Annotated in this window: 26 protein-coding genes and 2 tRNA genes; 16 read left to right on the top strand and 12 right to left on the bottom strand. The window is 26.9% G+C overall.

Translation table 11 applies throughout. The features are described from left to right. Positions 1-152: 152 nt before the first annotated feature. From rpsA to QM495_RS01075, 3 genes are all read left to right on the top strand, one after another. Entirely contained in the window at positions 153-1,892 is a 1,740-nt protein-coding gene (gene rpsA, locus QM495_RS01085) for a 30S ribosomal protein S1 (RefSeq protein WP_408670257.1), read from the top strand. Positions 1,893-1,996: 104 nt separating this feature from the next. Further along, positions 1,997-3,385 (top strand): phosphoglucosamine mutase, encoded by a 1,389-nt coding sequence (gene glmM / locus QM495_RS01080; protein WP_408670256.1) that lies wholly within the window; start codon positions 1,997-1,999, stop codon positions 3,383-3,385. Between the two features lie 3 nt (positions 3,386-3,388). Next, positions 3,389-4,237, top strand: coding sequence for a hypothetical protein (locus tag QM495_RS01075; protein WP_408670255.1), 849 nt, complete (start codon positions 3,389-3,391; stop codon positions 4,235-4,237). Between the two features lie 185 nt (positions 4,238-4,422). On the opposite strand, the gene QM495_RS01070 is transcribed toward QM495_RS01075, so the two are convergent. Then, positions 4,423-5,307, bottom strand: coding sequence for a lysophospholipid acyltransferase family protein (locus QM495_RS01070; RefSeq protein WP_408670254.1), 885 nt, complete (start codon positions 5,305-5,307; stop codon positions 4,423-4,425). Between the two features lie 103 nt (positions 5,308-5,410). Between QM495_RS01070 and QM495_RS01065 the strand changes: the two genes are divergently transcribed. Beyond that, a complete protein-coding gene (locus tag QM495_RS01065; RefSeq protein ID WP_408670253.1) occupies positions 5,411-6,055 on the top strand; it encodes a rhomboid family intramembrane serine protease in 645 nt (214 codons plus the stop codon). Between the two features lie 32 nt (positions 6,056-6,087). Here the strand turns inward: QM495_RS01065 and QM495_RS01060 are convergent. Together QM495_RS01060 and QM495_RS01055 are read right to left on the bottom strand one after the other, a co-directional pair. Beyond that, positions 6,088-6,160: transfer RNA gene (locus QM495_RS01060), tRNA-Gly, on the bottom strand. A gap of 59 nt (positions 6,161-6,219) precedes the next feature. Further along, positions 6,220-6,645, bottom strand: coding sequence for a GNAT family N-acetyltransferase (locus QM495_RS01055; RefSeq protein ID WP_408670252.1), 426 nt, complete (start codon positions 6,643-6,645; stop codon positions 6,220-6,222). Between the two features lie 32 nt (positions 6,646-6,677). On the opposite strand from QM495_RS01055, the gene QM495_RS01050 reads away from it, so the two are divergent. The 4 genes from QM495_RS01050 (at position 6,678) to QM495_RS01035 (ending at position 10,491) form a co-directional block, all read left to right on the top strand. Next, a complete protein-coding gene (locus tag QM495_RS01050) occupies positions 6,678-7,187 on the top strand; it encodes a GNAT family N-acetyltransferase (RefSeq protein WP_408670251.1) in 510 nt (169 codons plus the stop codon). Next, positions 7,174-7,611: a GNAT family N-acetyltransferase gene (locus QM495_RS01045; protein ID WP_408670250.1), complete on the top strand. Its 438-nt coding sequence runs from the start codon at positions 7,174-7,176 to the stop codon at positions 7,609-7,611. The genes QM495_RS01050 and QM495_RS01045 overlap by 14 nt, the downstream gene beginning before the upstream one ends. Further along, positions 7,608-8,333 carry a M15 family metallopeptidase gene (locus QM495_RS01040; protein WP_408670249.1) on the top strand — a complete coding sequence of 242 codons (726 nt, stop codon included), beginning with the start codon at positions 7,608-7,610 and terminating at the stop codon, positions 8,331-8,333. The genes QM495_RS01045 and QM495_RS01040 overlap by 4 nt, the downstream gene beginning before the upstream one ends. A 100-nt stretch (positions 8,334-8,433) precedes the next feature. Continuing rightward, positions 8,434-10,491, top strand: coding sequence for a tetratricopeptide repeat protein (locus tag QM495_RS01035; protein ID WP_408670248.1), 2,058 nt, complete (start codon positions 8,434-8,436; stop codon positions 10,489-10,491). A gap of 55 nt (positions 10,492-10,546) precedes the next feature. Here the strand turns inward: QM495_RS01035 and QM495_RS01030 are convergent. Next, a tRNA-Met gene (locus QM495_RS01030) sits at positions 10,547-10,620 on the bottom strand. Between the two features lie 125 nt (positions 10,621-10,745). On the opposite strand from QM495_RS01030, the gene QM495_RS01025 reads away from it, so the two are divergent. Further along, positions 10,746-11,129, top strand: a complete 384-nt coding sequence (locus QM495_RS01025) for an START-like domain-containing protein (protein ID WP_408670247.1) — start codon at positions 10,746-10,748, stop codon at positions 11,127-11,129. Between the two features lie 79 nt (positions 11,130-11,208). Further along, positions 11,209-12,027, top strand: a complete 819-nt coding sequence (locus QM495_RS01020) for an aminotransferase class IV (RefSeq protein WP_408670246.1) — start codon at positions 11,209-11,211, stop codon at positions 12,025-12,027. Here the strand turns inward: QM495_RS01020 and QM495_RS01015 are convergent. The 5 genes from QM495_RS01015 to QM495_RS00995 all read right to left on the bottom strand — a co-directional run bounded on the left by QM495_RS01015 (position 12,019) and on the right by QM495_RS00995 (position 16,509). Continuing rightward, positions 12,019-12,576 (bottom strand): YqgE/AlgH family protein, encoded by a 558-nt coding sequence (locus QM495_RS01015; RefSeq protein ID WP_408670245.1) that lies wholly within the window; start codon positions 12,574-12,576, stop codon positions 12,019-12,021. The genes QM495_RS01020 and QM495_RS01015 overlap by 9 nt on opposite strands. Positions 12,577-12,675: 99 nt before the next feature. Continuing rightward, positions 12,676-12,948: an HU family DNA-binding protein gene (locus QM495_RS01010; RefSeq protein ID WP_408670244.1), complete on the bottom strand. Its 273-nt coding sequence runs from the start codon at positions 12,946-12,948 to the stop codon at positions 12,676-12,678. Positions 12,949-13,136: 188 nt separating this feature from the next. Next, positions 13,137-14,081, bottom strand: a complete 945-nt coding sequence (fmt, locus tag QM495_RS01005; RefSeq protein WP_408670243.1) for a methionyl-tRNA formyltransferase — start codon at positions 14,079-14,081, stop codon at positions 13,137-13,139. Next, positions 14,081-15,976: an ATP-dependent DNA helicase RecQ gene (locus QM495_RS01000; protein ID WP_408670242.1), complete on the bottom strand. Its 1,896-nt coding sequence runs from the start codon at positions 15,974-15,976 to the stop codon at positions 14,081-14,083. Before QM495_RS01000 ends, fmt begins: the two co-directional genes overlap by 1 nt. Continuing rightward, positions 15,976-16,509, bottom strand: coding sequence for an AAA family ATPase (locus QM495_RS00995; protein WP_408670241.1), 534 nt, complete (start codon positions 16,507-16,509; stop codon positions 15,976-15,978). Before QM495_RS00995 ends, QM495_RS01000 begins: the two co-directional genes overlap by 1 nt. 114 nt (positions 16,510-16,623) lie before the next feature. Between QM495_RS00995 and QM495_RS00990 the strand changes: the two genes are divergently transcribed. From QM495_RS00990 to QM495_RS00970, 5 genes are all read left to right on the top strand, one after another. Beyond that, positions 16,624-16,905 carry a DUF493 domain-containing protein gene (locus tag QM495_RS00990; RefSeq protein WP_408670240.1) on the top strand — a complete coding sequence of 94 codons (282 nt, stop codon included), beginning with the start codon at positions 16,624-16,626 and terminating at the stop codon, positions 16,903-16,905. A 100-nt stretch (positions 16,906-17,005) separates the two neighbouring features. Next, a complete protein-coding gene (locus tag QM495_RS00985) occupies positions 17,006-18,610 on the top strand; it encodes a peptidylprolyl isomerase (RefSeq protein ID WP_408670239.1) in 1,605 nt (534 codons plus the stop codon). A gap of 7 nt (positions 18,611-18,617) precedes the next feature. Then, positions 18,618-19,466: a peptidyl-prolyl cis-trans isomerase gene (locus tag QM495_RS00980; protein ID WP_408670238.1), complete on the top strand. Its 849-nt coding sequence runs from the start codon at positions 18,618-18,620 to the stop codon at positions 19,464-19,466. 1 nt (position 19,467) lies between these two features. After that, positions 19,468-20,856, top strand: a complete 1,389-nt coding sequence (locus tag QM495_RS00975) for a peptidylprolyl isomerase (protein WP_408670237.1) — start codon at positions 19,468-19,470, stop codon at positions 20,854-20,856. 1 nt (position 20,857) lies between these two features. Beyond that, positions 20,858-21,811, top strand: a complete 954-nt coding sequence (locus QM495_RS00970) for an AAA family ATPase (protein WP_408670236.1) — start codon at positions 20,858-20,860, stop codon at positions 21,809-21,811. Here the strand turns inward: QM495_RS00970 and rsmD are convergent. From rsmD to QM495_RS00955, 3 genes are read right to left on the bottom strand one after another with little or no spacing between them, the layout of a single operon-like run. Continuing rightward, complete coding sequence (gene rsmD, locus QM495_RS00965) at positions 21,808-22,356, bottom strand: 16S rRNA (guanine(966)-N(2))-methyltransferase RsmD (protein WP_408670235.1); 549 nt, start codon at positions 22,354-22,356, stop codon at positions 21,808-21,810. The two genes, QM495_RS00970 and rsmD, sit on opposite strands and share 4 nt — an antisense overlap. A 4-nt stretch (positions 22,357-22,360) precedes the next feature. Continuing rightward, positions 22,361-23,206 carry a DUF3822 family protein gene (locus tag QM495_RS00960; RefSeq protein WP_408670234.1) on the bottom strand — a complete coding sequence of 282 codons (846 nt, stop codon included), beginning with the start codon at positions 23,204-23,206 and terminating at the stop codon, positions 22,361-22,363. Continuing rightward, entirely contained in the window at positions 23,172-23,903 is a 732-nt protein-coding gene (locus QM495_RS00955) for a hypothetical protein (protein ID WP_408670233.1), read from the bottom strand. The genes QM495_RS00960 and QM495_RS00955 overlap by 35 nt, the downstream gene beginning before the upstream one ends. Positions 23,904-24,004: 101 nt before the next feature. Here QM495_RS00955 and QM495_RS00950 point away from each other — a divergent pair, with 101 nt between their 5' ends. After that, entirely contained in the window at positions 24,005-25,429 is a 1,425-nt protein-coding gene (locus QM495_RS00950; protein WP_408670232.1) for an ATP-dependent RecD-like DNA helicase, read from the top strand. Positions 25,430-25,534 lie beyond the last annotated feature (105 nt).

Here is a 25,534-nt window from a genome sequence, read left to right as displayed (position 1 = left end):
CGAAAGCTAAAAAAGAAGTTGCTGAAGTAGTTGAAGAAGCTCCAAAAGTGAAAGCTAAAAAAGAAGTTGCTGAAGTAGTTGAAGAAGCTCCAAAAGTGAAAGCTAAAAAAGAAGTTACTGAAGAAGCTGTTGAGGCTCCAGTAGTAGAAGTTGTGAATCCTGAAGAATTTTTAGCAAATTTTGATTGGTACAAATTTGAAGAAGGAATTGAAGCTGTTGATGAGGATAACTTAAAAGCATTTGAAGCTGCTTTGGAAGGAACATTAGGTTTAGTTAATGAGCGTGAAGTAATTGAAGGAACTGTAATTAGAAAAACAGATCGTGAAGCAATTATTGACATTAATTCAAAATCTGAAGGTGTTATATCTTTAAACGAATTTCGTTACAATCCAGGTTTAGCAGTAGGAGATATTGTTGAAGTTTTAGTTGATAAAAGAGAAGATAGTACAGGTCAATTAGTTTTATCACACAAAAAAGCTAGAGTTATAAAAGCTTGGGAACGTGTTAATAATGCTCATGAAACAGGTGAAGTTGTTAATGGTTTTGTTAAATGTAGAACTCGTGGAGGTATGATTGTTGATGTTTTTGGAATTGAAGCATTCTTACCAGGTTCTCAAATTGATGTGAAGCCAATTAGAGATTACGATCAATACGTTGAGAAAACAATGGAATTCAAAGTTGTAAAAATCAACCACGAATTTAAAAATGTTGTAGTATCTCACAAAGCTCTTATTGAAGCTGATATTGAAATTCAGAAAAAAGAAATTATTGGTAAATTAGAAAAAGGACAAGTATTAGAAGGTGTTGTTAAAAATATTACTTCTTACGGTGTATTTGTTGATTTAGGTGGTGTTGACGGTTTAGTTCACATTACAGATTTATCTTGGTCTAGAATTAACCACCCAAGTGAAGTGGTTGAATTAGATCAAACATTAAACGTTGTAATTCTTGATTTTGATGATGAGAAAACAAGAATTCAATTAGGGTTAAAACAATTAAATGCTCATCCTTGGGAAGCTTTAGATGATACTCTAAAAGTAGGAGATATAGTAAAAGGTAAAGTAGTTGTAATTGCTGATTATGGTGCATTTATTGAAGTGGCACAGGGTGTTGAAGGTTTAATTCACGTTTCTGAAATGTCTTGGTCAACACACTTACGTTCAGCTCAAGATTTTGTTAAAGTTGGTGATGAAATTGAAGCTCAAATTTTAACTTTAGATAGGGAAGATAGAAAAATGTCTTTAGGTATTAAACAATTACATCCAGATCCTTGGAATGCAATCACTGAAAAATATCCAGTTGGTTCAACACACACAGGTACAGTTCGTAATTATACAAACTTTGGTGTATTTGTTGAGTTAGAAGAAGGAATTGATGGTTTAGTTTACATCTCAGACCTTTCTTGGACTAAGAAAATTAAGCACCCTTCAGATTTTACATCTGTAGGAGATAAATTAGAAGTTCAAGTTTTAGAATTAGATGTTGAAGGACGTAAATTAAATTTAGGTCATAAACAAACTACTGAAAATCCTTGGGATAAACATGAAGAAAAATTCACTATTAATTCTATTCATGAAGGAACTGTAAAAGATAAAAATGATAAAGGATTAATCGTTTCATTTGAAGATGGAGTTGAAGCATTTGTTCCAAGTCGTTTTACAGCCAAAGAAGATGGTACTAAATTAGCAAAAGGAGAGACAACTAAATTTAAAGTTATTGAGTTTAACAAAGAATTTAGACGTGTTGTAGCTTCTCATACATCAATATTTAAAGCACAAGAAGAGAAAAATATCAAAGTAGCTCAGAAAAAATCTGAAGCTGCAGATAAAACAACTCTTGGTGATTTAGGTGGAGATCTTGCTGCATTAAAGAAAAAAATGGAAGGAAAATAAAATTTTCTTTTCAATATAATTTTAAAAAGCTGTATCAAACGATACAGCTTTTTTTTCGCTATTACAACTATAAAAATTATCTTTGCTTTACATAAATTTAATAAATGTCATTAATAAAATCAATATCAGGAATAAGAGGTACTATAGGAGGAATGGTTAATAACAACTTAACCCCAATTGACGCTGTTAAATTTGCTGCAGCGTATGGTATGTGGCTTAAAAATCAAACTAAAAAAGAAAAATTGACTGTAATTTTAGGGAGAGATGCTAGGATTTCAGGTAAAATGGTAAGTAGTTTGGTTGGGAACACGCTTGTAGGGCTAGGAATTAATGTTACAGACATAGGTTTATCTACAACTCCAACAGTTGAAGTTGCCGTACAGTTAGATGAGGCTGATGGTGGAATTATAATTACTGCAAGCCATAACCCAAAACAATGGAATGCATTAAAATTACTAAATAATAAAGGTGAATTTTTGAATGCTACTGATGGTGAAGAAGTATTGAAAATTGCAGAAAATGATAGTTATATTTTTTCTGAAGTTGATAATCTAGGTAAATTCAGAAAAAAACAACACTATATTAATAAGCATATTAGAGAGGTTTTAAGTTTAGAGTTAGTGAATGTTGAAGCCATAAAGAAAGCGAAATTTAAAGTAGTAGTTGATGCAGTAAATTCAACTGGTGGGATTGCAATTCCAGCATTATTAGAAAAATTAGGTGTTAATTGTGTTGAATTATATTGCGAACCTAATGGAGAATTTCCACACAACCCAGAGCCTTTAAAAGAACATTTATCGGTTATTTCTAAATTAGTTGTTAAAGAAAATGCAGATTTGGGAATTGTTGTAGACCCTGATGTAGACAGATTAGCATTGGTTAATGAAGATGGCTCTATGTTTGGTGAAGAATATACCTTAGTAGCTTGTGCAGATTATGTGTTGAGTAAAACAAAAGGCAATACAGTTTCAAATTTGTCATCTTCAAGAGCATTAAGAGACATTACTCAAAAACATGGTGGAAATTATACCGCAAGTGCCGTTGGTGAAGTAAATGTTGTTGAATTAATGAAGAAAAATAATGCAGTTATTGGAGGTGAAGGAAATGGTGGTATTATTTATCCTGAATCACATTACGGAAGAGATTCATTAGTTGGTGTGGCGTTATTTTTATCGCATTTAGCAACTTCAAAAATGTCTTGTAAAGAATTAAGAAATAGTTACCCTAATTATTATATGAGTAAAAATAAAATTGAATTAACACCTCAAATTAATGTGGATGCAATTTTAAATACAATTGCTTCAAGCTATAAAAATGAAGACGTAATTACAATTGATGGCGTAAAAATTAATTTTCAATCAGAATGGGTGCATTTGAGAAAGTCTAATACCGAATCTATTATTAGAATTTATACAGAAAGTAATTCCCAAAATAGCGCTGATGAATTAGCACAACGATTTATAAAAGAAATAAAATCTATAATTATAAAATAAAAAATGAAAAATTTAATTTTAACGCTATTATTTTTAAGTAGTACAATAGCTTTTTCGCAAGAAGTAGTAAAATCTCAAGACTTAAATTATAATGATGCAGGTTCAAATAAAGGAAAGTTTTTTGTGTATTGGGGATGGAACAGAGATCATTATTCAACTTCAGATATTACATTTAAAGGCACAGATTATAGATTTACTTTAAATAATGTTAAAGCAGATGATAAACCTAAACCATTCGGAATTTATTTTTTAAAGTTAGATGAATTGACCATTCCACAAACTAATTTTAGAATAGGTTATTTTTTAAAAGAACATTATACGGTTTCCATTGGTTTAGATCATATGAAATATGTTATGAGAAATGACCAAACGGTAAAAATGAATGGCGTAATAAATACTGGCGGTGGTTTTGATGGCGTTTATAGCAATCAAGATAAAGTTTTAAGTAGCGACTTTTTATTATTTGAACATACAGATGGTTTAAATTATGTAAATGTGGAGGTTAGTAGATTTGATAATTTAGATAATTGGTTGAAATTTTCAATAAAAAATATAGATATTAATTTAACAGAAGGTATTGGAGTTGGTATTTTGTACCCAAAAACAAATACAACGTTATTAGGAAAAGAACGATATGATGAATTCCACGTATCAGGTTATGGATTTTCAGCACATGCAGGATTAAATATTACTTTTTTCAAACACTTTTTTATACAATCTAACTTTAAAGCAGGTTATATAAATATGCAGGATATTAGAACCACAAAAGATAAAGCAGATTCGGCATCTCAGAGTTTTACTTTTATTGAAAATATGTATGTTTTTGGGGCTAGGTTTAGTTTAACTAAATAAAATAAAATACCTAAAACAGAAATCTAAATAATGTCATTCTCAGCTTGTCGAAGTTTTACTTTAAAATGTCATTCTCAGCTTGACTGGGAATCTCACACTTCAGATTTTAAAAAAGGGGTTTACTTTTAAATCGATACTAAATCAAGTTAAGATTAACATGTCTATATTTTATTTTCAAATTTAAACTATTCAACAGGAACTTTATCTTTGTGTTTGAAGCGTTTATGAGTCCAAAAGTAATATTCAGGTTGTTCATGTACTTGCTTTTCAACGTTATCAATAAAAATATCGGTTATTTCATAATTTGAATGTTTTGTTGTATCATTAGTTATTAAGCTAAATGTAGTTTCATAATAGCCTCGTTTAACTTTTTTAACATTCATATAAACCACATTTAAATTGTATTTTTTGGCAAGCATTTCAGCTCCAGTATGCACAGGTACTTTAATACCAAAAAATTTTCTCCAATAAAAAGTTTTTTTCAATTGAGGAGATTGATCACTTAACAAACCATACATTGCTTGTATATTGTTCTTTTTATTGAATTGAATTTCAGATATAATTTTGGATGTTGGTACTAAATTAGTACCAAATTTTTCTCTAGATTTTAATATTTTTTTGTTAAAATATTTATTATTTACTGTAGTGTATGCAGCATAACCTTTATATTCAACAAAAGAATCTATACTCATTATCCACTCCCAATTTGCATAGTGTGGGCCCATAAGAATAGCACTTTTACCATCTTTATACATTTCAGTTAATAAATCTACATTGATATATTTATATCTTTTGTAAACTCCTTCTTTAGAAATAGTAAAAGATTTTACCATCTCCAAAAACATATCAACAAAATGATGGTAGAATTTTTTTCGTATTTCAATTAACTCTTTTAGAGGTTTGTTAGGATATGCTAATTTTAAATTTGCTAAAACTACTTTTTTTCGATAGCCAATTATATAATAAATGAACAAATAAACACCATCTGAAATAAAATATAAAACCCTAAATGGTAATATCGAAATAAACCAAATTAAAGGGTATGTTACTATATAAATGAGTAGATCCATGTTTAAGAATACAAATATCGTATTTAATTTTTAATACTTCATAAACTAATAAATCAATATCAGCTTTTTTTGTATTTTCACCAAATATAAAACTTGTTATAAAATGAATATTAACCCAGTACTTTTAATTATAATTATTGCCAATGTATTATTTTCAATGAAAGGATTTAGTGATCGGTTCTTTTTTGATAAGTATAAATTTCAAATAGGAGCCATAAATAGAGGTGAAAAAATTAGAATGTTTACTTCAGGATTTTTACATGTTGATTATATGCATTTATTGTTGAATATGTATGTTTTATACATTTTTGCTCCAATTATAATTTTAAAATTAGGGTTAGTTAAGTTTCTAATTCTTTACATAGGAAGCTTAATTGCAGGAAGTGTTTTTACTTTGTTTTTTCATAAAAAAGAATTGTATTATAGCGCTGTAGGTGCCTCAGGAGCAGTAGCAGGAATTATTTATGCAGCTATATTATTAAATCCAGATATGAAATTATATATGTTTCCACTGCCAATTCCAATATCAGGTTATATTTTTGGTTTAGGATATTTATTATATTCTATTTATGGAATGAAAAAACAATTAGGAAACGTAGGTCATTCAGCACATTTAGGAGGTGCTATTGGTGGTTATGCTTTAATGTTATTAGTGTATCCAACTATATTTACAACCAGCTTTACAACTGTTTTATTATTGGGTATTCCAATTGTATTATTATTGGTTTTTGGGCACAAGTTAAAATAAAAAAAGCCAAACGAAAGTTTGGCTTTTTTGTGAGCGAGAGACCGGGCTCGAACCGGCGACAGTCAGCTTGGAAGGCTGAAGCTCTACCAACTGAGCTACTCTCGCAATTTGGTTCGGCAAATATACAATCCTTTTGCTATTAGACAAACGTTTTTTAAAGATTTTTAAAATATTTTTAAGTAGTGATATCCTAACTTTTTATAGCCCTCATCTTCATAAAATTTATGTGATTTTATATTTTCAATATAGGTGTTTAATTCAGAAGCTTCATAACCAATACTTTGTACGTAATTATATATCCAATTAAGTAATACTTTGCCTAAACCTTTATTTCTATATTTAGAACTTATAATTACGTGATCTGGTTCTACAGTTTTTCCACAGTAATGTCTAGTTAAAAACCACAAGCCAGATATTCCTATCAATTTATTATTTAAATACATTCCCACACATTTGTAATTTTGGGTTGTCATTTCTAATAACCTTTTTTCTAAAACAGTTTCGTTAGTTGTTGAATTTAACTCTTTTAATAAAGGTAAAATACAGAGTATATTTTTGGTAGGAATTATTTTAATTTCAATGTTTTGCATTTAAATAGTATTTTGTATTTTGTATCAATATTATGAAAATTATTTTAGAAACTGAACGTTTATATTTAAGAGAATTTCTTTCTTCGGATGGATTTCATTTTTATCATTTAAATAACGACAAGGATGTTATTAAACACACTGGAAATAAAGCATTTAAATCCTTAGATGAAGCAACTAATTTTATAAAAAAATATTCAGATTATAAACAAAATGGCTATGGAAGATGGGCAGTTTGCTTAAAAGATACGAATGAATTTTTAGGTTGGTGTGGATTAAGATTTGAAGAATCAAAAAATGAGGTTGATTTAGGTTTTCGGTTTTATAAAAAGCACTGGGGAAAAGGTTATGCAACTGAAGCAGCAAAGGCTAGCATAAAATATGCATTTTCAATTTTAAATATTGAAGAAATTGTAGGAAGGGCTTATGTTGAAAATATAGCATCAATTAACGTACTAAAAAAATGTAATTTAATTTTTCAGAACGAATTTAAATACGATCACAAACTAGCAGTTTTATACAATCTTAAAAATGATTCAAATTAAAAAAATATCAGCACAAGAAACATACGAAGTTCGCTTAAAGGAATTGCGTGAGCATATTCCATTATCATATAAATTTAATGGAGATTTTGACAAAAATACCTTTCATTTAGGAGCTTTTAAAAGTGATAAGTTAATTGCAGTATCAAGCTTTATGAAAGTGAATAATACTAATTTTATTGGAGAACAATATCAATTACGAGGAATGGCTACTTTAAGTAAATTTCAAGGTTATGGAGCTGGAAAATTAATGTTACAAGAAGGGTTTTCAATTTTAAAAGGAATAAAAATTGATTATTTATGGTGTAATGCTCGTATAATTGCTGTCGATTTTTATAAAAAACAAGGCTTTAAAATTTTTGGAGAGTTATTTAACTTAAAATACGTAGGAGATCATTATGTAATGTATAAAAATTTAAATGAATGAAATTCGATTCAAAATATAATGTGCTTTTTATGAGCATTTCACTTTTGTTATTTTGTTTAAAAAGTAATTCGCAAATTAATTATTCAATAGAGGCTTTAACAGGTAAAGGAGATTTAATTTTAATTGGTGAAGAAAATAAATTACAAAGTGAAGTTTATGAATCATTTATAAAAATGAAGAATGCAGCTTTAAAAGAAGGAGTTTTAATTAAAATTGTATCGGGTTACAGAAGTTTTAAAAGACAAAATAATATTTGGAACAGAAAGTATAACAATTATATTTTAGGAGGGATAACTTCAAAAATGGCTATTGAAAAAATTGTTGAATATTCTACACTTCCAGGTACTTCAAGGCATCATTGGGGAACAGATATTGATATTATTGATAGTTCAAAAAAACAGCCAAAAGAACTTTTGGTAACTGTTAATTATGAAAAAGGAGGATCGTATTTTGAATTAAAACAATGGATGGAAAATAATGCTTCAAAATTTGGGTTTTATTTAGTTTATACAAATAAAAGCAATAGAAAAGGATTTAAATACGAGCCATGGCATTATAGTTATAAAAAAATAGCGAAACCTATGTTAAAACAATTTATAAAAATTGATTTCTCTAGTTTCATAAATTCAGATATTTTAGAAGGTTATAATTCAATTACACCTTACTTTATTAATAAATATATTGTAGAAAATATTTTAGATATAAATCCAGAATTAAAATAAACGGTTGCAATTATTTAAAAAATAATGTTAAATTTGTTTGTATTTTATTAAAAATCAGTAGTTAAATTAAAGATTTATAATTTTAAAGTCCCCAATGTAAATGAATTCTGAGAGAAAAGTATTTCTGTTTTTTTTGTATTTTTTATTTTCTTTTGTTGCTTTAAGTCAAGATGTAACAAACTTTAAAGAACAACTTAATTCTGAAATTTCAGATACTGCTAAGGTTACCATAAATATAAAATTAGCCGATTTATATGTAGAAAAAGGAAGTGATTCCTCTTTTTATTATAATAATCAGGCATTAGAATTAGCGAAAAAAATCGATTCGAAACAACAAATAGCTTACTCATTATACTCATTGGCTATACTTTATGATTCTAATAATAATTCTATGGAAGCAATTAAGTATTATACTGATGCAATGCTACTTTATGAACAACTAAATAATAAATTATATTTAGCTAAAATAAATAGAAATATAGGTACTTGTTTTATTGAAATCTATAAAGAAGATAGAGGGTTAGAATATTTTTTGAAATCACTTTCACTTTTTAAAGATATTGAAAATAAACTGGGAATTGCTGATATTTATATGAAAATTGGAGATCTTTATTATAATGAAGAAAATTATGGTTTTGCTATTAATTATATCAATGATGCGCTCTCAATTTATACTGAGCTAAATAATCTTTCGGGTATTGCAAATTGTTACACTAATATTGGAAATTCAAAAGCAGATTCAGGTAATTTTGATGAAGGATTAAGTTTATATAAAAAATCTATTGCCATTCAAAAAAAGTCTAATAATACATACGGACTAGCTATTAATTATAATAATATTGGAGATTGTTATTTACAATTAAAAAAATATAAAAAGGCAGAGGAATACCTTTTTAAATCTTTAAATTTAGCTAAGGAATTGGGAGAGGATAATCTAGAAGCAGTTACGTTATTAAATATTTCTAATTCCGAGAATAAACTAAAAAACTTTAAAAGCGCTATTTTTTATGCAAATAAAAGTTTGAAAATATCAAAAAAACTAGGTTCGCTAGAGTATAAATTAGAAAATTTAGAGAATTTATCTTTTGCCTATGAAAATTTAGGAAATATCAATAAATCGTTTGATTATCTTAAGAAAGTTGAAAAGGTGAAGGATAGTATTTCTGAGAATGATAAATTAAAAAAAGTTCAATTATTTCAAGCACTAAATAAATTAGAAAGTAGTCAATTTAAAATTGAAGAGTTGTCAAATAAAAATAAAATTACAGAGTTAAAATATAAAACAGAAAGAAAATTTATTTATTTTTTAGTTGGATCAATAGTTCTATTTGGTTTTTTTGTTGTTCTGTTAATTTTACAACAAACAGCTAAGAAAAATGCGTATAATTTACTAGCTTATAAAAATCATCAAATAAATAAAATGAATGAGGAAATTCAAATTCAAAGAGATGATTTAAAGCAAACAAATAAAACAAAAGATACTTTTTTCTCAATTATTGCACATGATTTAAAAAATCCATTTAATTCTATAATTGGGTTTACTGAACTTATGATTGAAAATAGTCATGAATATAGTGAAGAAAAAAAAATAAAATTTTTAAAAATTATTAAAGGATCTACTTCTAAAGCTTCAAGTTTATTGAATAACTTATTAATTTGGGCAAATTCTCAATCTGGAAATTTAGAATTTAATCCACAAAAAATTGATTTATCACAAAAAGTTTCTGATGTAATTTCATTATTAGAAATTCAGGCTATAAATAAAGATATAAAAATTTCAAATAATATAAATAATCAAATTTTTGTTAATGCTGATAAAAATATGTTGGGAACAATATTAAGGAATTTGCTATCTAATGCTATAAAATTCACTAAAACTGAAGGTCTCATACAAGTTTCATCAAAAGAAGACCTAAATTTTGTTGAAATTACCGTAAAAGATAATGGTGTAGGAATATCAAAATTTGATATAGAAAACCTATTTAGCATTGATGTAAAAAGTTCAAGTATTGGTACTGAAAATGAGCAAGGGTCTGGTTTAGGGTTAATTTTATGTAAAGATTTTGTTGAAAAACATGGAGGGAAACTTTGGGTAGAAAGCAACATAGGAGAAGGAAGTGAATTTAAATTCACATTACCAATTTTCAGTGTAATTTAAAAGAAAATAGTTGATTAAAATTAAAAAACCCAAGCATTTTGCTTGGGTTTTTTTGTAGCGTGATGCAGAATTGAACTGCAGACCTCCGGGTTATGAATCCGACGCTCTAACCAACTGAGCTACCACGCCATTTATTACGGCTGCAAATATAAAAAATAATTAGTTATTGTAACAAGTTTATTCTTCTATTTTTTAAGAATTTAAATTTTTTTAAAAAGGAATATTTATATATATTGTGCTTTTAAATAAAAAAGATGTCGACAAAAATTAAATTCGAAATAGAATTCCCTATTCATGCTTCACCCCATATGCTTTATCAGTATTTTGGGACACCTTCAGGCCTTTCAGAATGGTTTGCAGATAATGTAAATTCACGTGGTGAATTATATACTTTTATTTGGGATGGTTCTGAAGAACAAGCTAGAGTATTACAGGAACGGCCAGATGAAAAAATTAAGTTTAAGTGGCTAGAAGATGGTGATGAAAAGATTTTTTTTGAGTTTAGAATTGAAGTTGATGAAATAACTAAAGATGTCTCATTAATTGTTACAGATTTTGCTGAAGAAGATGAAATTGAAGAATCAAAAATGTTTTGGGAAAATCAAATTGAAGAGTTAAAACACACTATTGGAGCTTAATAGAGCTGCTTATAAACAAATGTAAGTCTTGAATTATTCAAGGCTTTTTTTATGTAGATTTGTTACTTAAATTTAAAGAATGATTAATTTAAATGGTACTATAGTTAATAAATCCAAGAGTATTCTAAGTTCAAATAATAGAGCTTTTAAATTTGGAGATGCTTTATTTGAAACAATAAAACTAAAGAGTCAAAAGGTATATTTTGTTGAGGATCATTATTTTAGGTTGATGGCCTCTATGAGAATGTTAAGAATGGAAATTCCTATGAATTTTACCTTAGAGTTTTTTGAAAGTGAGCTTATAAATATAGTAAATCAAAATAGTTTAGAAAATGCTAGAGTTCGGTTTACAGTTTACAGAAAGGATGGTGGTTTGTATAATCCATCATCAAATCAAGTTAATTATTTAATTGAAGCATTACCACTAAATATAGTTATTAAAGAAAATTATAGAATTGATTTATTCAAAGATTTTTATGTTTATTCGGGAATTTTATCAACAATAAAAACTACGAATAGAATAACAAATGTCTTAGCAAGTATTTATACTTCAGAAAATAATTTTGATAATTGTGTTTTGGTAAATGAAAAAAAACAGGTAGTAGAAGCAATTAATGGAAATATATTTATTGTAAATGACAATTTAATTAAAACTCCACCAATTACTGAAGGCTGTATAAAGGGTGTTGCTAGAAAAAAAATTATTGAAATTATTGGGAAGATAGAACATCTAGAAGTTCAAGAAACTGTAATTTCACCATTTGATTTGCAAAAAGCTGATGAAATTTTTATTACAAATGTAATTGTTGGTATTCAGCCAGTTACAAGGTATAAAAAAAGTATTTTTAATACTAAAGTTTCAAAAGAATTAGCTCTTGAATTTAAGAAACTAGTTTAAATTTGGGTTTTTTGGTGCATTTGCCCAAATTTGATATTCTCCACCAAATTCTAATAATTTATTTTTCCAAATATCATCACTATTAACCTGTAATATGTTTGGGTAATTATTATCAACAACTGTCCAGGTAGATTCTTCTAGCTCTTCTCTTAGCTGAGTTACTGACCAACCTGAATAACCTAAGAAAAATCGAATGTCTGTAGATTTTATTGTTTTTGAATTTAATAAATTAGTTAATATATCAAAGTCTCCACCCCAATAAATATCTTTATCAATTTCAATACTATTTGGAATTAAATCTGGTAGTTTATGTATAAAGTATAAATTTTCTTGTTCAACAGGACCACCATTGTATATTTTAAAATCACAATTGATGTCATTAATTAAATCATTAAGTACAAATTCAGTTGGTTTATTTATAATGAAACCAATACATCCATCTTTATTATGTTCAGATAAATAAATTACAGACCTATTAAATGACTTATCATTTAAAATAGATGGTTCAGAAATTAATAATTTTCCTTTTGATGGATTTTGTTCAATCATTAAAACAATTGTTTGTTTAAATATAACAAAATTTAGCTATAAAAAAAACTCTCTAAAAGTTTAGAGAGTTTTTAAAATAAGAATTATTTCTTATATGTGTTAGTTTACAGCACCGCTAAATCCAGCTCCTGCTTTAAATTTAACAACGTTTTTAGCCGCAATTTGAATAGTTTTTCCAGTTTGAGGATTTCTTCCAGCTCTTGCTGCTCTTTTAGAGATAGACCAAGTTCCCCATCCAACTAATGCTACTTTTCCTCCTCCTTTAAGAGTTTTTGTTACATTGTCTGTTAATGATTCTAATGCTGCTTTCGCTGCTGCTTTTGTGATACCAGCATCAGCTGCCATTGCATCAATTAAATCTGATTTGTTCATAACTTGAATTTTAAATTAATTGGTTAAACATAATTTTGCTATTAATAGCTTAACAAAGTTATACGGAATAAGGGTTTATGCAAGTTTTAGTAGAAAAAAATGGACTTTTTGTTAATAAATGATATTAAATGTTAATAACCTTAGTGTAAATTATTGTGAAAAAGCTATAAGCCCTTTAAAATATAGGTTTATTGCATTAATGCATTTCCGTGAAATGTAAAGCCATTTAATAAACTTTTAGCATCCATTTTACGTTTCCCTGAAAGCTGTAAAGTATTAATTTTTATAAAGCCTTTAGTTACCGCTACTTTAATTTCATTTTTAGTAGTTATAATGGTACCAATTTTATATTGATGTGCTTCAAATTCTTTTTTTACGCCATAAATTTTAACTTTAATTTCTTCATTATTATTTATTAATGTAGACCAAGCGGTAGGGTAAGGGTTTAAGCCTCTTATTAAATTGTAAATTGTGTTTAAAGAGGCATTCCAATTTATTTTACAAGTTTCATTAAATATTTTAGGGGCAGCTTTTTCTTCAATTTCTGGTTGTTTGAGGGGTTTAACTTTATTGAGCTCAATTTGTTTTACAGTTTTTATAACTAATTTACTTCCTATATTCATTAGTTTATCATGCAATTCCCCAACAATTTCATTCTCTCCAATTAAAACTTCTTCTTGTAAAATAATAGTTCCAGTATCAATTTTTTCATCAATAAAAAAAGTAGTGACTCCGGTTTTTACTTCTCCATTTATAATTGCCCAATTTATAGGTGCTGCACCTCTGTATGCTGGCAAAAGAGACGCATGTAAATTAAATGTACCATATTTTGGTAGTTGCCATACTATTTTTGGCAACATTCTAAATGCAACTACAATTTGTAAATTTGCATTTAAAGTTTCTAATTCATTTATAAAGGCGTTGTTTTTTAAATTGGTTGGCTGTAAAATATGTAGGTTGTTTTTTAGAGCATATTTTTTTACAGCAGATTCATTTATTTTTCTCCCCCTTCCAGCTGGCTTATCTGCAGCTGTAATTACTCCAACTACATTAAATTTGGCTTTAATAAGTGCATCTAATATTGCTACTGCAAAATCAGGTGTGCCCATAAATACAATTCTTAAATTTCTCATTAAAAAATAAGTTTAAATTTATTTTGTGAAGTTATTATTATTTTATGTTGTTCTAATAAAATTTTTAAGGTATTTAAAATTTCACTTTTAGTAAAATTTAACTGCTCTGTTAATTCTTGTGATGACATTGGTTTATTATTAAGTAAATTAATAATAGTAGTAGAAATAGTTAGTAAAGAATTTTTTGATTGAATTTTAGATTTACAAACATCACATTTCCCACAGTCTTCAGTATTTGATTCGCCAAAATAGGATAGTAATTGAATATTTCTACACGTTTTAGCATTCTGTATATATGAAATTGTGGCTTCGAGCTTTTCAAATTTTAAATTATTTTGCTGCTCAATATTTTTTGATATACTATTAATGGTATGTGTGTCATCCCGAGCAATTAAAAACAATAATTTTGAATTTGTGTTTTCGTGCGAATAATTTACAATACCATTTGAATGTAAATCATTTAAATGTGTAATAATTTCTTTTTTAGAACAATTTAATTTTTTTGAAAGTATATACTCATTAATAATAGTGTAATGATCAAAAATTCCACCATAACTTCTTAAAATTATACTAATTAAGTTATTTTTTGAAGGTTGATTTTTAATATAATCAAAAATTTGTTTATTACTTACTAAAAATTTCAAGGTAGATTTTTTACTATAATTTTCATCTAAACTAATAATGTTTTCTCGCACTAAAATTTTAATAGCATTATATGTTTTTAATAGGTTTAATTTATAGGTATAACAAAATTCTTGTAGTGAAAAATTAAATAATTGAACAGGTAATTCGCCTAAAGTTATATTATAGTATTGATTTAAATTACTATAAATTGTTTTTACAAATTTGGTTGAGGCTACATTTGTTAAATAGGAATTTGAAGCATTATATAGGTTTGTTTTGTTTGTTAAAATTAATGAATAAGATTTTTCACCATCTCTTCCTGCTCTTCCAGCTTCTTGTATGAAATTTTCTAAACTGTTGGGTGTATTTATGTGTATTACTGCTCTAACATCGGGTTTGTCAATGCCCATACCAAAAGCATTTGTAGCAACCATTATGGGTGTTTTATTTGACATCCAATTATTGAAAGAGTTATTTTTTTCAGCGTTTGTAAGTCCGCCATGATAATAACTACTTTTAAAATTATTATTTAATAAAAAATTACAAACTTCTTTAGTTTCTTTTCTATTATTGGTATAAATAATAACTGAAGCTTCTATTTTACTTACAATTTGAATTATTTTCCCATAAATATTTTCAGTAGTAACTACACTATAATTTAAATTAGTTCGTTCAAACGATTTTTTAAATATAATTGGTTTTTCTAGTTCTAAATTTTGTTGGATATCTTTTAAAACCTGTTGTGTAGCTGTTGCAGTTAAAGCCATAAAAGTGGCTTTAGGTTGTAACTCTTTTAAAACTTTTAATTGTAAGTACGAAGGTCTAAAATCATGTCCCCATTCAGAAATACAATGTGCTTCATCAATTGCAATAATTAAAACATTTAATTGCTTAATTTTTTCTTGAATAAATGATGATTGCAATTTTTCGGGAGATAAATATAAAAACTTGAAACCTCCAAACTGTAAATTGTCAAAAGCAGTAATAACTTCCTCTTGGTTTAGTTGAGAAGTTAAAGCAATTGCCTTTATATTTTTCTCTTTCAAGCTATTAACTTGGTCATGAATTAAAGCAATAAGTGGAGAAATAACAATACATACACCATCAGAAACTAGTGTGGGTACTTGATAACATAAAGATTTTCCACCCCCAGTTGGTAATAAAATTATAGTATTTTTTTTATTTAAAGTTGCGTGAATTATTTCCTCTTGAGGATTCCTAAATGCTGGATATTTCCAGTAGTTCTTTAATATTTCAAGAGGGGAAGTCATTATTTTAAATTATTTAAAATAAAATTTGTTCTCTCATTAACGCTTCCTTTTGGAACCTCAATAATAGTATAATTTAAGTCTTTATAGGTTCGTTCAAGATGGTTATGAATAGCTAATGCTTGTTCAAAATTTTCGTAGCGTTCATTATCAGAAATATAGATTTCTTCCCAAGGTGGCATTAAAAAAATATAGTTATATCTATATAAATTACTTTTAGTAAGGTATGTTTTAGGATAATCTATGCTAATATAATTCATATACGCATGAACATCAGGAATTCCTCTATCAAAAAAAACAAGATTATCATCTTTCTTTTCAGATTCAATGTACTGATTTACACGACCTTCTAGTAATAATTCGCTAAATAATAATGGTTTTGTTAAAAACAGTTGTTCTGTTCCATTTTTTCTAGCGTTTAATGTTATTTCTCGTGATATTTCAGTCATACACGTAAAATCACGTTTCATTAACTCATTAATTATTGTAGATTTTCCAGTTCCTGGACCTCCAGTAATTACTATTTTTTGTTGCATAGTGCAAAAATAAAGTATTCATTAAATTATACTAAAAATATTCATGTAATTTTGTCATTTAAATATTAACAATCTTTTTGGTGCTACTAAAATGGACCCTTATTTTTAGAATAAATGGATAAAAGAGATCAATTTTATAAAAAACTAAAGAAAAAATTAAAAAAAGATACTGTATTTCCTTCAAAGTATCTCTTTAAATTTATTGTACCAGCTGAAAAGGATAAAATAAAAAAAGTTGAAGATATTTTTGATTTTACGGGTGCTGTAATAACTAAAACATTTTCAAAAACGGGTAAATTTGTTAGTTTATCTATACTTGTTGTTATGAAAAAGGCAGAGGATGTTATTTTAAAATATAAGCAAGCAGAAAAAGTAGAAGGTATTATATCTTTGTGATTCTTTTAACATTGTTGTGAAAAAATAAAAAATAACTTGCAGCGTTTTTGAATTAGATTAATAGGCGCACTTTTATTATTTTTGAAGCAAATATATATTTATGAAGTTTAAATATTCACTGATTATAATACTTTTTATAGTTTCCAAGACTTTTTCACAAAAAAATAAAAATACATTATTTACAATTAATAATGAGCCTTTTTACACACAAGAATTTTTAACCATTTATAAAAAAAACTTAAATTTAGTTGATAATTCTAAAACAAGTATTGAAGATTATTTGAAGTTATTTATTGATTATAAGTTAAAAGTAAAAGAAGCTAAATTGTTAAGCTTAGATACCATTCAAAAATATAAAAACGAGCTAAAACAATATAAAAAGAGTTTAGTATTACCATATTTAAAAGATAAAGAAGTAATAAAAAAGTTAATAAAAGAAGTTTATAATAGACTAAAAAAGGAAGTAAATGTGAGCCATATACTTATTTCTTTGTCGCCTAATGCATCACCAAAAGATACTTTAACAGCATATAATTCATTAATTGAGGCTAGAAATTTAATTGTAAATGGTAGTAATTTTTCAGAAATAGCAAAAAAATACTCTAAAGATCCAACAGTTAAAGAAAATGGAGGTAATGTTGGTTATTTTACTACATTACAAATGGTATATCCATTTGAAAACGTTGCTTTTAAAACTAAAGTAAATGAAATTTCAATGCCTTTTAAAACAAAGTTTGGTTATCATATTTTAAAAGTGAATGATATAAGGAACTCAAAAGGAGAAGTAGAAGTTGCTCATATTATGTTTAAAAATGATAGTTTATTTGCTAAAAAGAGAATAGATTCTGTATATAATTTGCTGTTAAATAATAAAATTGATTTTGCAGCTTTAGCCAAAAAAGTTTCTGAAGATAGAGCCAGTGGAATAAAAGGAGGTAAATTAACTAAATTTGGAGCAGGGAAAATGATTAAAAGTTTTTCTAAAGTAGCTTTCTCACTAACCACTGAAGGAGAAATTTCAAAACCATTTAAAACTCAATTTGGGTGGCATATAATTAAATTAATTAAAAAATATCCACTGCAAAGTTTTCAGAAAATGGAAGCTAAATTAACACAAGAGGTTGAAAAAGATGAGCGTTCTAATTTAATTGGGAAATCTGTTGTAAATAAGCTTTTAAAACAATATAAAGTAGTTGTAAATAAGCCAGCATTACAGCAATTTGAAATGAAAGATTGGAAAAACAATTCAAATAAGTTTAATCAAGCTTTATTAGTTATTAATGATAAAGAAATTTATCAAAATAAATTTATAACTTATTTAAAAACAGTGAAAAACACACCTATAAGTAGCGCTTTTACTGCTTTTAAGGAAAAAGAGGTGTTGGATTATTATAAAGAAAATATAGAAAAATTAAATCCAGAGTTTGCTACAACTTATAATGAATTTAAAGAAGGTTTATTGCTTTTTGATTTATTAGAAAAACAAGTTTGGGGAAAAGCCAAAGATAGTATTGGATTATTAAATTTTTTTAATAAAAACAAATCGAAAAAATATAAATCGAAAGAATTAAAGAATATTAAAGGAAAAGTAATTTCAGATTATCAAAATTACCTAGAACAAATGTATTCAAAACAACTTCAAGAAAAGTATGAAGTTAAAATTAATAAAGCTGAAAAAAAGAGGATTAAAAAATTAAAAATTTAGAGTATTAATGAAACGTATTTATTTTTATATACTATCAATTATTATATTACAATCGTGTAATTATTTTACAATAAAAAACGATACTAGACAGCCTATTGCTCGCGTAAATAATGTTTTTTTGTATAAAGATGATTTAAATAATATTTTCACAAGCAATATTATTTTGCAAGACAGTATTTTAATTGCAAATAACTATATTAATAATTGGATTAAGCATCAATTATTATTATCTAAAGCTCAAATAAATTTGGAAAATAGTACTCATAAATTTGAAGAGTTGGTAAAAAAATATAGAGAAGATTTATTTATTAATTCCTATAAAGAAGCAGCAATTAAACAATATTTAAATACTGAAATTAATGATACTGATATTGAGCAATTTTATAGAGAAAATAGTGAAAATTTTAAACTTAATGAAGAATTATTAAAACTTAAATATATTAAAATTGGGAAAAATATTTTAAATAAAAATGAACTCATTAAACTTTTTAAATCTTCAAAAAAAGAAGACTTAGATAGTTTAAATTCGAAAGAACTCTTTTTAAAATCACACCATTTAAATGATTCAATTTGGGTTAAATACAGTGATTTAATAGCTAAAATTCCTATTTTTAAAACAATAGATAAAAAACAGTTATTAAAAAAAGGAAATTTTATTCAAAAAGAAGATTCATTAAGCTTATATTTGGCCGCAATTAAAGATGTGCTAGGTAGAAATGATATTGCTCCAAAAAGCTACATAACACCTACAATTAAGCAAATGATATTACATCAAAGAAAATTATTATTATTAAGAAATATAGAAGAGACATTAATTGATGATGCAAGTAAAAAAAAACAATTCGAAATTTATTAAAATGAAAAAATATAGTATTGGAATAGCATTTTTGTTATTTTTTGTAGGATTAAATGCACAAGATACATTAAGTGTATCAATAAATAAATTTAAAAAAATTAAAGTAGATGGAGTAGCTGTCGTAGTTGGAAAAAATATAGTATTAGACTCTGATATTGATAAGTTTAAAAAAGAACTTCAGCAAAGAGTTGAAGGCAAAATAGATATTACTGATTGCGAAATGCTAGAGGAATTGATGATTCAAAAATTGATAGCACATCATGCAGTTGTTGATAGTATTATTGTTACAGATGCTGAAATTAATGGAGAAGTACAACGTAATATTTCTTATTTTACGCAGCAATTAGGAACTATGGAAAAAGTAGTTGAAATGTATGGTTTTAATGATGAAGAAGATTTAAGAAAAGAACTATTTGAAATTCAAAAAGAGCAATTATTAATTCGTAAGGAAAGATCAAGCATTACGGAAAAGGTAGATGTAACTCCTGAAGAAGTTAGAACCTATTATAAAAACCTTGAAAAAGAGAACAGTTTACCTGAATTTAGCGCTGAAATTGAATTGGCTCAAATCGTAAAAATTGTAAAACCTTCCGATAAAGAAATAAAACGCGTTGTTGATAAATTAAATGATATAAAAAAAGATATTGAAGATGGCTACAGTTTTAGGTTAAAAGCAATTATAAATTCTGATGATCCTTCCGTTTCAGGAAATGGAGAAGGTTCTGGAGGGAAATATACAATTACACGTGAAAGTGGTTTTATTAAAGAATTTAAAGAAGTTGCCTTTAGTTTAGATGAAGGTGAAATATCTGAGCCATTTGAATCTGGTTTTGGTTTTCATATTATTCAAGTTGAAAAAATTAAAGGACAAGAACGAGATGTTCGTCATATTTTAATACAACCAAAAATAAGTCCAGAAGAATTGATAGCTTCTCGAGATGCACTAGCTAAAATTAGAAATGAAATAATTAGTGGTGAAATTACATTTGAAGAAGCTGTAATAAAATACTCAGATGATAAAGAAACAAAAAATAATAAAGGGTTACTTTTAAACCCTCAAACAAATGATACACATTTTAACTTAACACGTATGGATCCAACTTTATACGGGAGAGTAAGTAATTTAAAAGCAGGTGAAATTACAGAACCTTATTATGATGAAATTAGAGGGGGTGAAAAAATGCACAAAATTATTTTACTAAAAAGTAAAGTTGATGCACATACTGCTAGTTTCACAAAAGATTATGAGAAAATACAACAATTAACGTTGCAAAAAAAACAAGAAGAAACTGTTGATTCTTGGTCAGTTGAAAAAATTATAGATACTTACATTAAAATAAATAAAGATTTTAAAAAATGTAAGTTTAAAAATAATTGGAAAAAGGATTAGTATGTCTGATGTTACAGCATTAAAAGAACTAGTTTTAAAATCTAAAGCATTAAAGCAAGAAATTGGCAAGGTAATAATTGGGCAAAATAGTGCTGTAGATCATATTTTACTCTCTATATTAAGTGGAGGTCATTCACTTTTAATTGGTGTACCTGGTTTGGCTAAAACATTAATAGTACATACTATTGCAGAAATTTTAGGGCTTGATTTTAAAAGAATTCAGTTTACACCAGATTTAATGCCTTCAGATATTTTAGGAAGTGAAATTTTAGATGAAACAAGTCATTTTAAATTTATAAAAGGTCCAATTTTTAGTAATATTATTTTAGCAGATGAAATTAACCGAACACCTCCAAAAACACAAGCAGCATTGTTAGAAGCAATGCAAGAGAGAACAGTTACCATTGCAGGTCATCATTATGAACTAGCAAAACCATTTTTTGTGTTAGCAACTCAAAATCCAATCGAGCAGGAGGGAACATATCCTTTGCCAGAAGCTCAATTAGATAGGTTTATGTTTTCAATAAATTTAGAATATCCTAGTTTTAATGAAGAAGTTGCAGTTGTAAAAAGTACAACTAATGATGAGAAACCAGTTGTCAATGCACTTCTTTCGGCAGAGGAAATATCTAATTTCCAGCATTTAATTAGGCGAATTCCTGTTGCGGATAATGTAATTGAGTATGCCGTAAAATTAGTTTCTAAAACACGACCAAACACGGTTAATTCACCAGAAATTGTAAATAACTATATTGATTGGGGTGCTGGACCACGAGCATCACAAAATTTAATTTTAGGGGCAAAAGCAAATGCTGCTGTAAACGGAAAATATTCACCAGATATTGAAGATGTAAAAGCAGTAGCATATTCTATTTTAAAACATAGAATTGTTAAAAATTATAAAGCTGAAGCTGAAGGGATTTCAGAAAAACAAATAATTGAGGCCTTGTTTTAATTAGCATTTTCTTTTTCAAAAAAGCTAAACATATTTCCACCGTATTTTTTAGAATAATTAAAGTGTACATGGTTAGATAAATCAGTACGTTTTGAATGTTCAATAACTAAAGTGCCTTCATTACTTAATAGATTGTTTTCAAAAATTAAATCAACTATTTTTTCAAATAAATTAAGGTCAAATTCATAAGGAGGATCTGCGAAAATTACATCAAATTTTGAAGTAGTTTTTTTCAAATACTTAAATACATCACTTTTTATGGTGTTTATTGTTAAATCTAACTCTTTAGAAGTTGAATTTATATATTTTATGCACCCAAAGTGAGCGTCTACAGCTGTTATATTTTCGGTACCTCTTGATCCAAATTCAAAACTTATATTTCCTGTACCAGAAAACAAGTCTAGCACAGCAATATTATTAAAATAGTAGGCGTTATTGAGGATATTAAATAATGCTTCTTTAGACATATCGGTTGTTGGTCTTACAGGTAAGTTTTTAGGTGCGTGTAAGCGTTTACTTTTATGTTTCCCCGATATGATACGCATTTGTTTATAGTTGATTTAATAATGTGAAATGTGTGTGTGATGAAAAATCTTTTAATATTGAAGGAAAGTTACTAGGCTTATAAAAATTTATAGTTCTAATATATTGATATAATATAGTATACAATTCTGATTCTTTTTCAATATCACCTAATAAAACCAAATTAAATTCTTCAGGATTTAGCTGTAGCTGTTCTGCAACAAAAAGTATATAATATATAAAATCTTCCTTTGTATTAAAGCTGAAAGAATTAAATAATTCAAACTTTTTATTTTTCACTACAATAATTTCAAACGAATTCTTAAATACATTTATAAAACAATAATCACCTTCAATATTTTTATATTTATTTAAAAGGTTTTCAATAAGTATTGTTGATGAATGTTTGTAAATAAATGTTCCATATTTATCTAATAAAAAATTATTAATGTTTACAAACGGAATGTACACATTTACAATTTCTAAATTATGAAGTTCATCATAAGTTATGTAATCGTTTTCAAGTACTTTAACAGTATGTTGAAGATATTTAGTTAAGTTTTCTTTATCAAAAAGAGCTTTAGGTACTTGTGTAACTAAGTTATTAGAATGAGCAACACTAACAGATTCATATTTTGCTTGCAGCAAAATTTCTTGATTATATAACTGCTCAACTAGCTCTAAATGCTTATAAGGAGAGTAGTTATTAGTGTTTATAAATTCATAAGCTGCAAATGCACCTATTTCATCTTGTATTTTATTATATATACAAAAAGAAAATCCATCCAAACAAAGTTGGATGGATAAATGGTTTTCTTGCAGATTTAAAAAATCTACGTTATTCTTCGTTATCTTGTTTATCTCTTTGATCATAAAATGGAGGCCAATTGCCATCTTCACTTACTTCGCCTAAAGAACCAACTCTTATATATTCGCCCCTAACTTCTTCACCACCAATTGCTTCTTTTTCTTGATTAATTAGGTTAAAGTCCATTCCTTTTAAAATTAAAGCTTTGTCAACTTTTATTTCAAAAACAGGAGCTTTTAATCCAGCTATTTTTTCAATTTCACCAATTTCAATTTTAAATTTTTCAGTAGTGCCAGGAATATTTAGCATATTTTTATAATCTAATCCTGCAAACTGTAATTTAACAGCTTCATATCCAATTGTGTCAACTACTCTTTTTTCAATTATTTTAGTAATACCACCACTTAATTTAATTTCTTCAGGAACGTTTCTAGTTTGTGTTAATGCAAATTGAGCAGTATCAATAAATTGAATTAAATCTTCACCGTTTGCAGTATATTTCCCAGTTACTTTTTTATGTGCAACTTCTGCATCACGAAGAATTTTCATGTTCTTAATTACAGCTGCGTATTTAACTTTTTTCTCTTTGTTAAATTGAACAGGTTTTTGAATTTCAAAATTGATTTTATAAATCAAAAAAGCAGCAAGTGCAATTAATATTATTGAAATTACCCAATGAAATTTTCTTGGAATGAAATTTACAATTGCGTAAGCTAAAAAACCAGTAACTACAATACCAGCTATTATAATCAAAAATGTCATAATTTTATTGTTTTTATGTGTGTACGCAAATCTACAAATTTTTTTTAATGAGAAAAATTTTTAGGCATAAATCAATTTGTATATTTGACATTTATTGTAATATGACAAAAACTGCGCCAGAATTTTACCTAAATACCATTGAAAAGTTCCCTTTTGAACCTACAAGCTCACAAGATATATTATTAAGTAAATTATCGGAGTTTATTTATAAGAATAATAAAGATGCACTTTTTTTAATAAAAGGGTATGCAGGTACAGGGAAAACCACTACAATTAGTACTGTTGTAAATAATTTGTGGCGTGCAGGGAAAAAATCAGTTTTATTGGCCCCAACTGGTAGAGCGGCTAAAGTTATTTCTGGTTATTCAAATAGACAGGCTTTTACTATACATAAGAAAATCTACTTTCCAAAAAAAAATAAAGCAGGTGGTGTAGACTTTACGCTGCAAACAAATAAACACACAAACACTATATTTATAGTTGATGAGGCTTCTATGATTCCTGATGCTCCAACAGGTTCAAAATTATTTGATAATGGCTCTTTATTAGATGATTTAATTTCATATGTGTATTCAGGAGTGCATTGTAAGTTAATTTTAATTGGTGATACAGCACAATTGCCACCAGTTAAATTAGATATTAGTCCAGCTTTAGATGCAAATAAGCTAGCACTTAATTATAATAAAGATGTTGAGGAGATTGAATTGAGTGAAGTAATGCGTCAACATGAAAATTCAGGAATTTTAATTAATGCAACTGAGTTACGTTTAATTTTAGCAAATAATGGATTTAATAATTTTCAATTTGAGTTAGGTTTTCCAGATTTAATTAGACTTATTGATGGTTATGAAATAGAAGATGCAATTAATACTGCTTACGATAATATTGGAGTAGAGGATACAGCATTTATTGTACGTTCTAATAAACGGGCTAATCAATACAACCAACAAATTAGAAATAAAATTAGAGGTCATGAGGATGAAATATCTACAGGAGATTATGTAATGGTTGTTAAAAATAACTATTTCTGGTTAAAAGAGTCAAGTGAAGCAGGTTTTATAGCAAATGGAGATATATGCGAAATAGTAGAAATATTTAATAGCAAAGAATTATATGGTTTTAGGTTTGCTGAAGTTACAGTAAGAATGATTGATTATCCCAATCAAAAGCCATTTGAAACCGTATTATTATTAGACACACTTTCATCGGAATCGCCATCATTATCGTATGAAGAGTCTAATAAATTATATCATGAAGTTTTAAAAGATTTTGCTCATGAAAAATCAAAATACAAACAATTGTTAGGTGTTAAAAAGAGTAAATATTTTAATGCTTTACAGGTAAAATTCTCATATGCAGTCACTTGTCATAAATCTCAAGGTGGTCAATGGAAAACAGTTTTTATTGAGCAACCATATTTACCTGATGGTCAAAATATAGAGTACTTACGTTGGTTATATACGGCAGTTACTAGAGCTCAGGAAAAAGTATATTTAATTGGATTTCAGGATGATTATTTTAAATAATATAATACCTCAGAATGTATTTATTGTTACATTAAAAATAAGTGATTAATAAATAAAAGTGATGTGAATGCTAAATAACTTATTTTAGCGGCCTCGAAAATAATA

This window comes from Lutibacter sp., assembly GCF_046055765.1.
In the GTDB taxonomy this organism is placed as follows: Bacteria; Bacteroidota; Bacteroidia; order Flavobacteriales; family Flavobacteriaceae; genus Lutibacter.
This window is presented reverse-complemented; position numbering and strand designations above follow the sequence as displayed.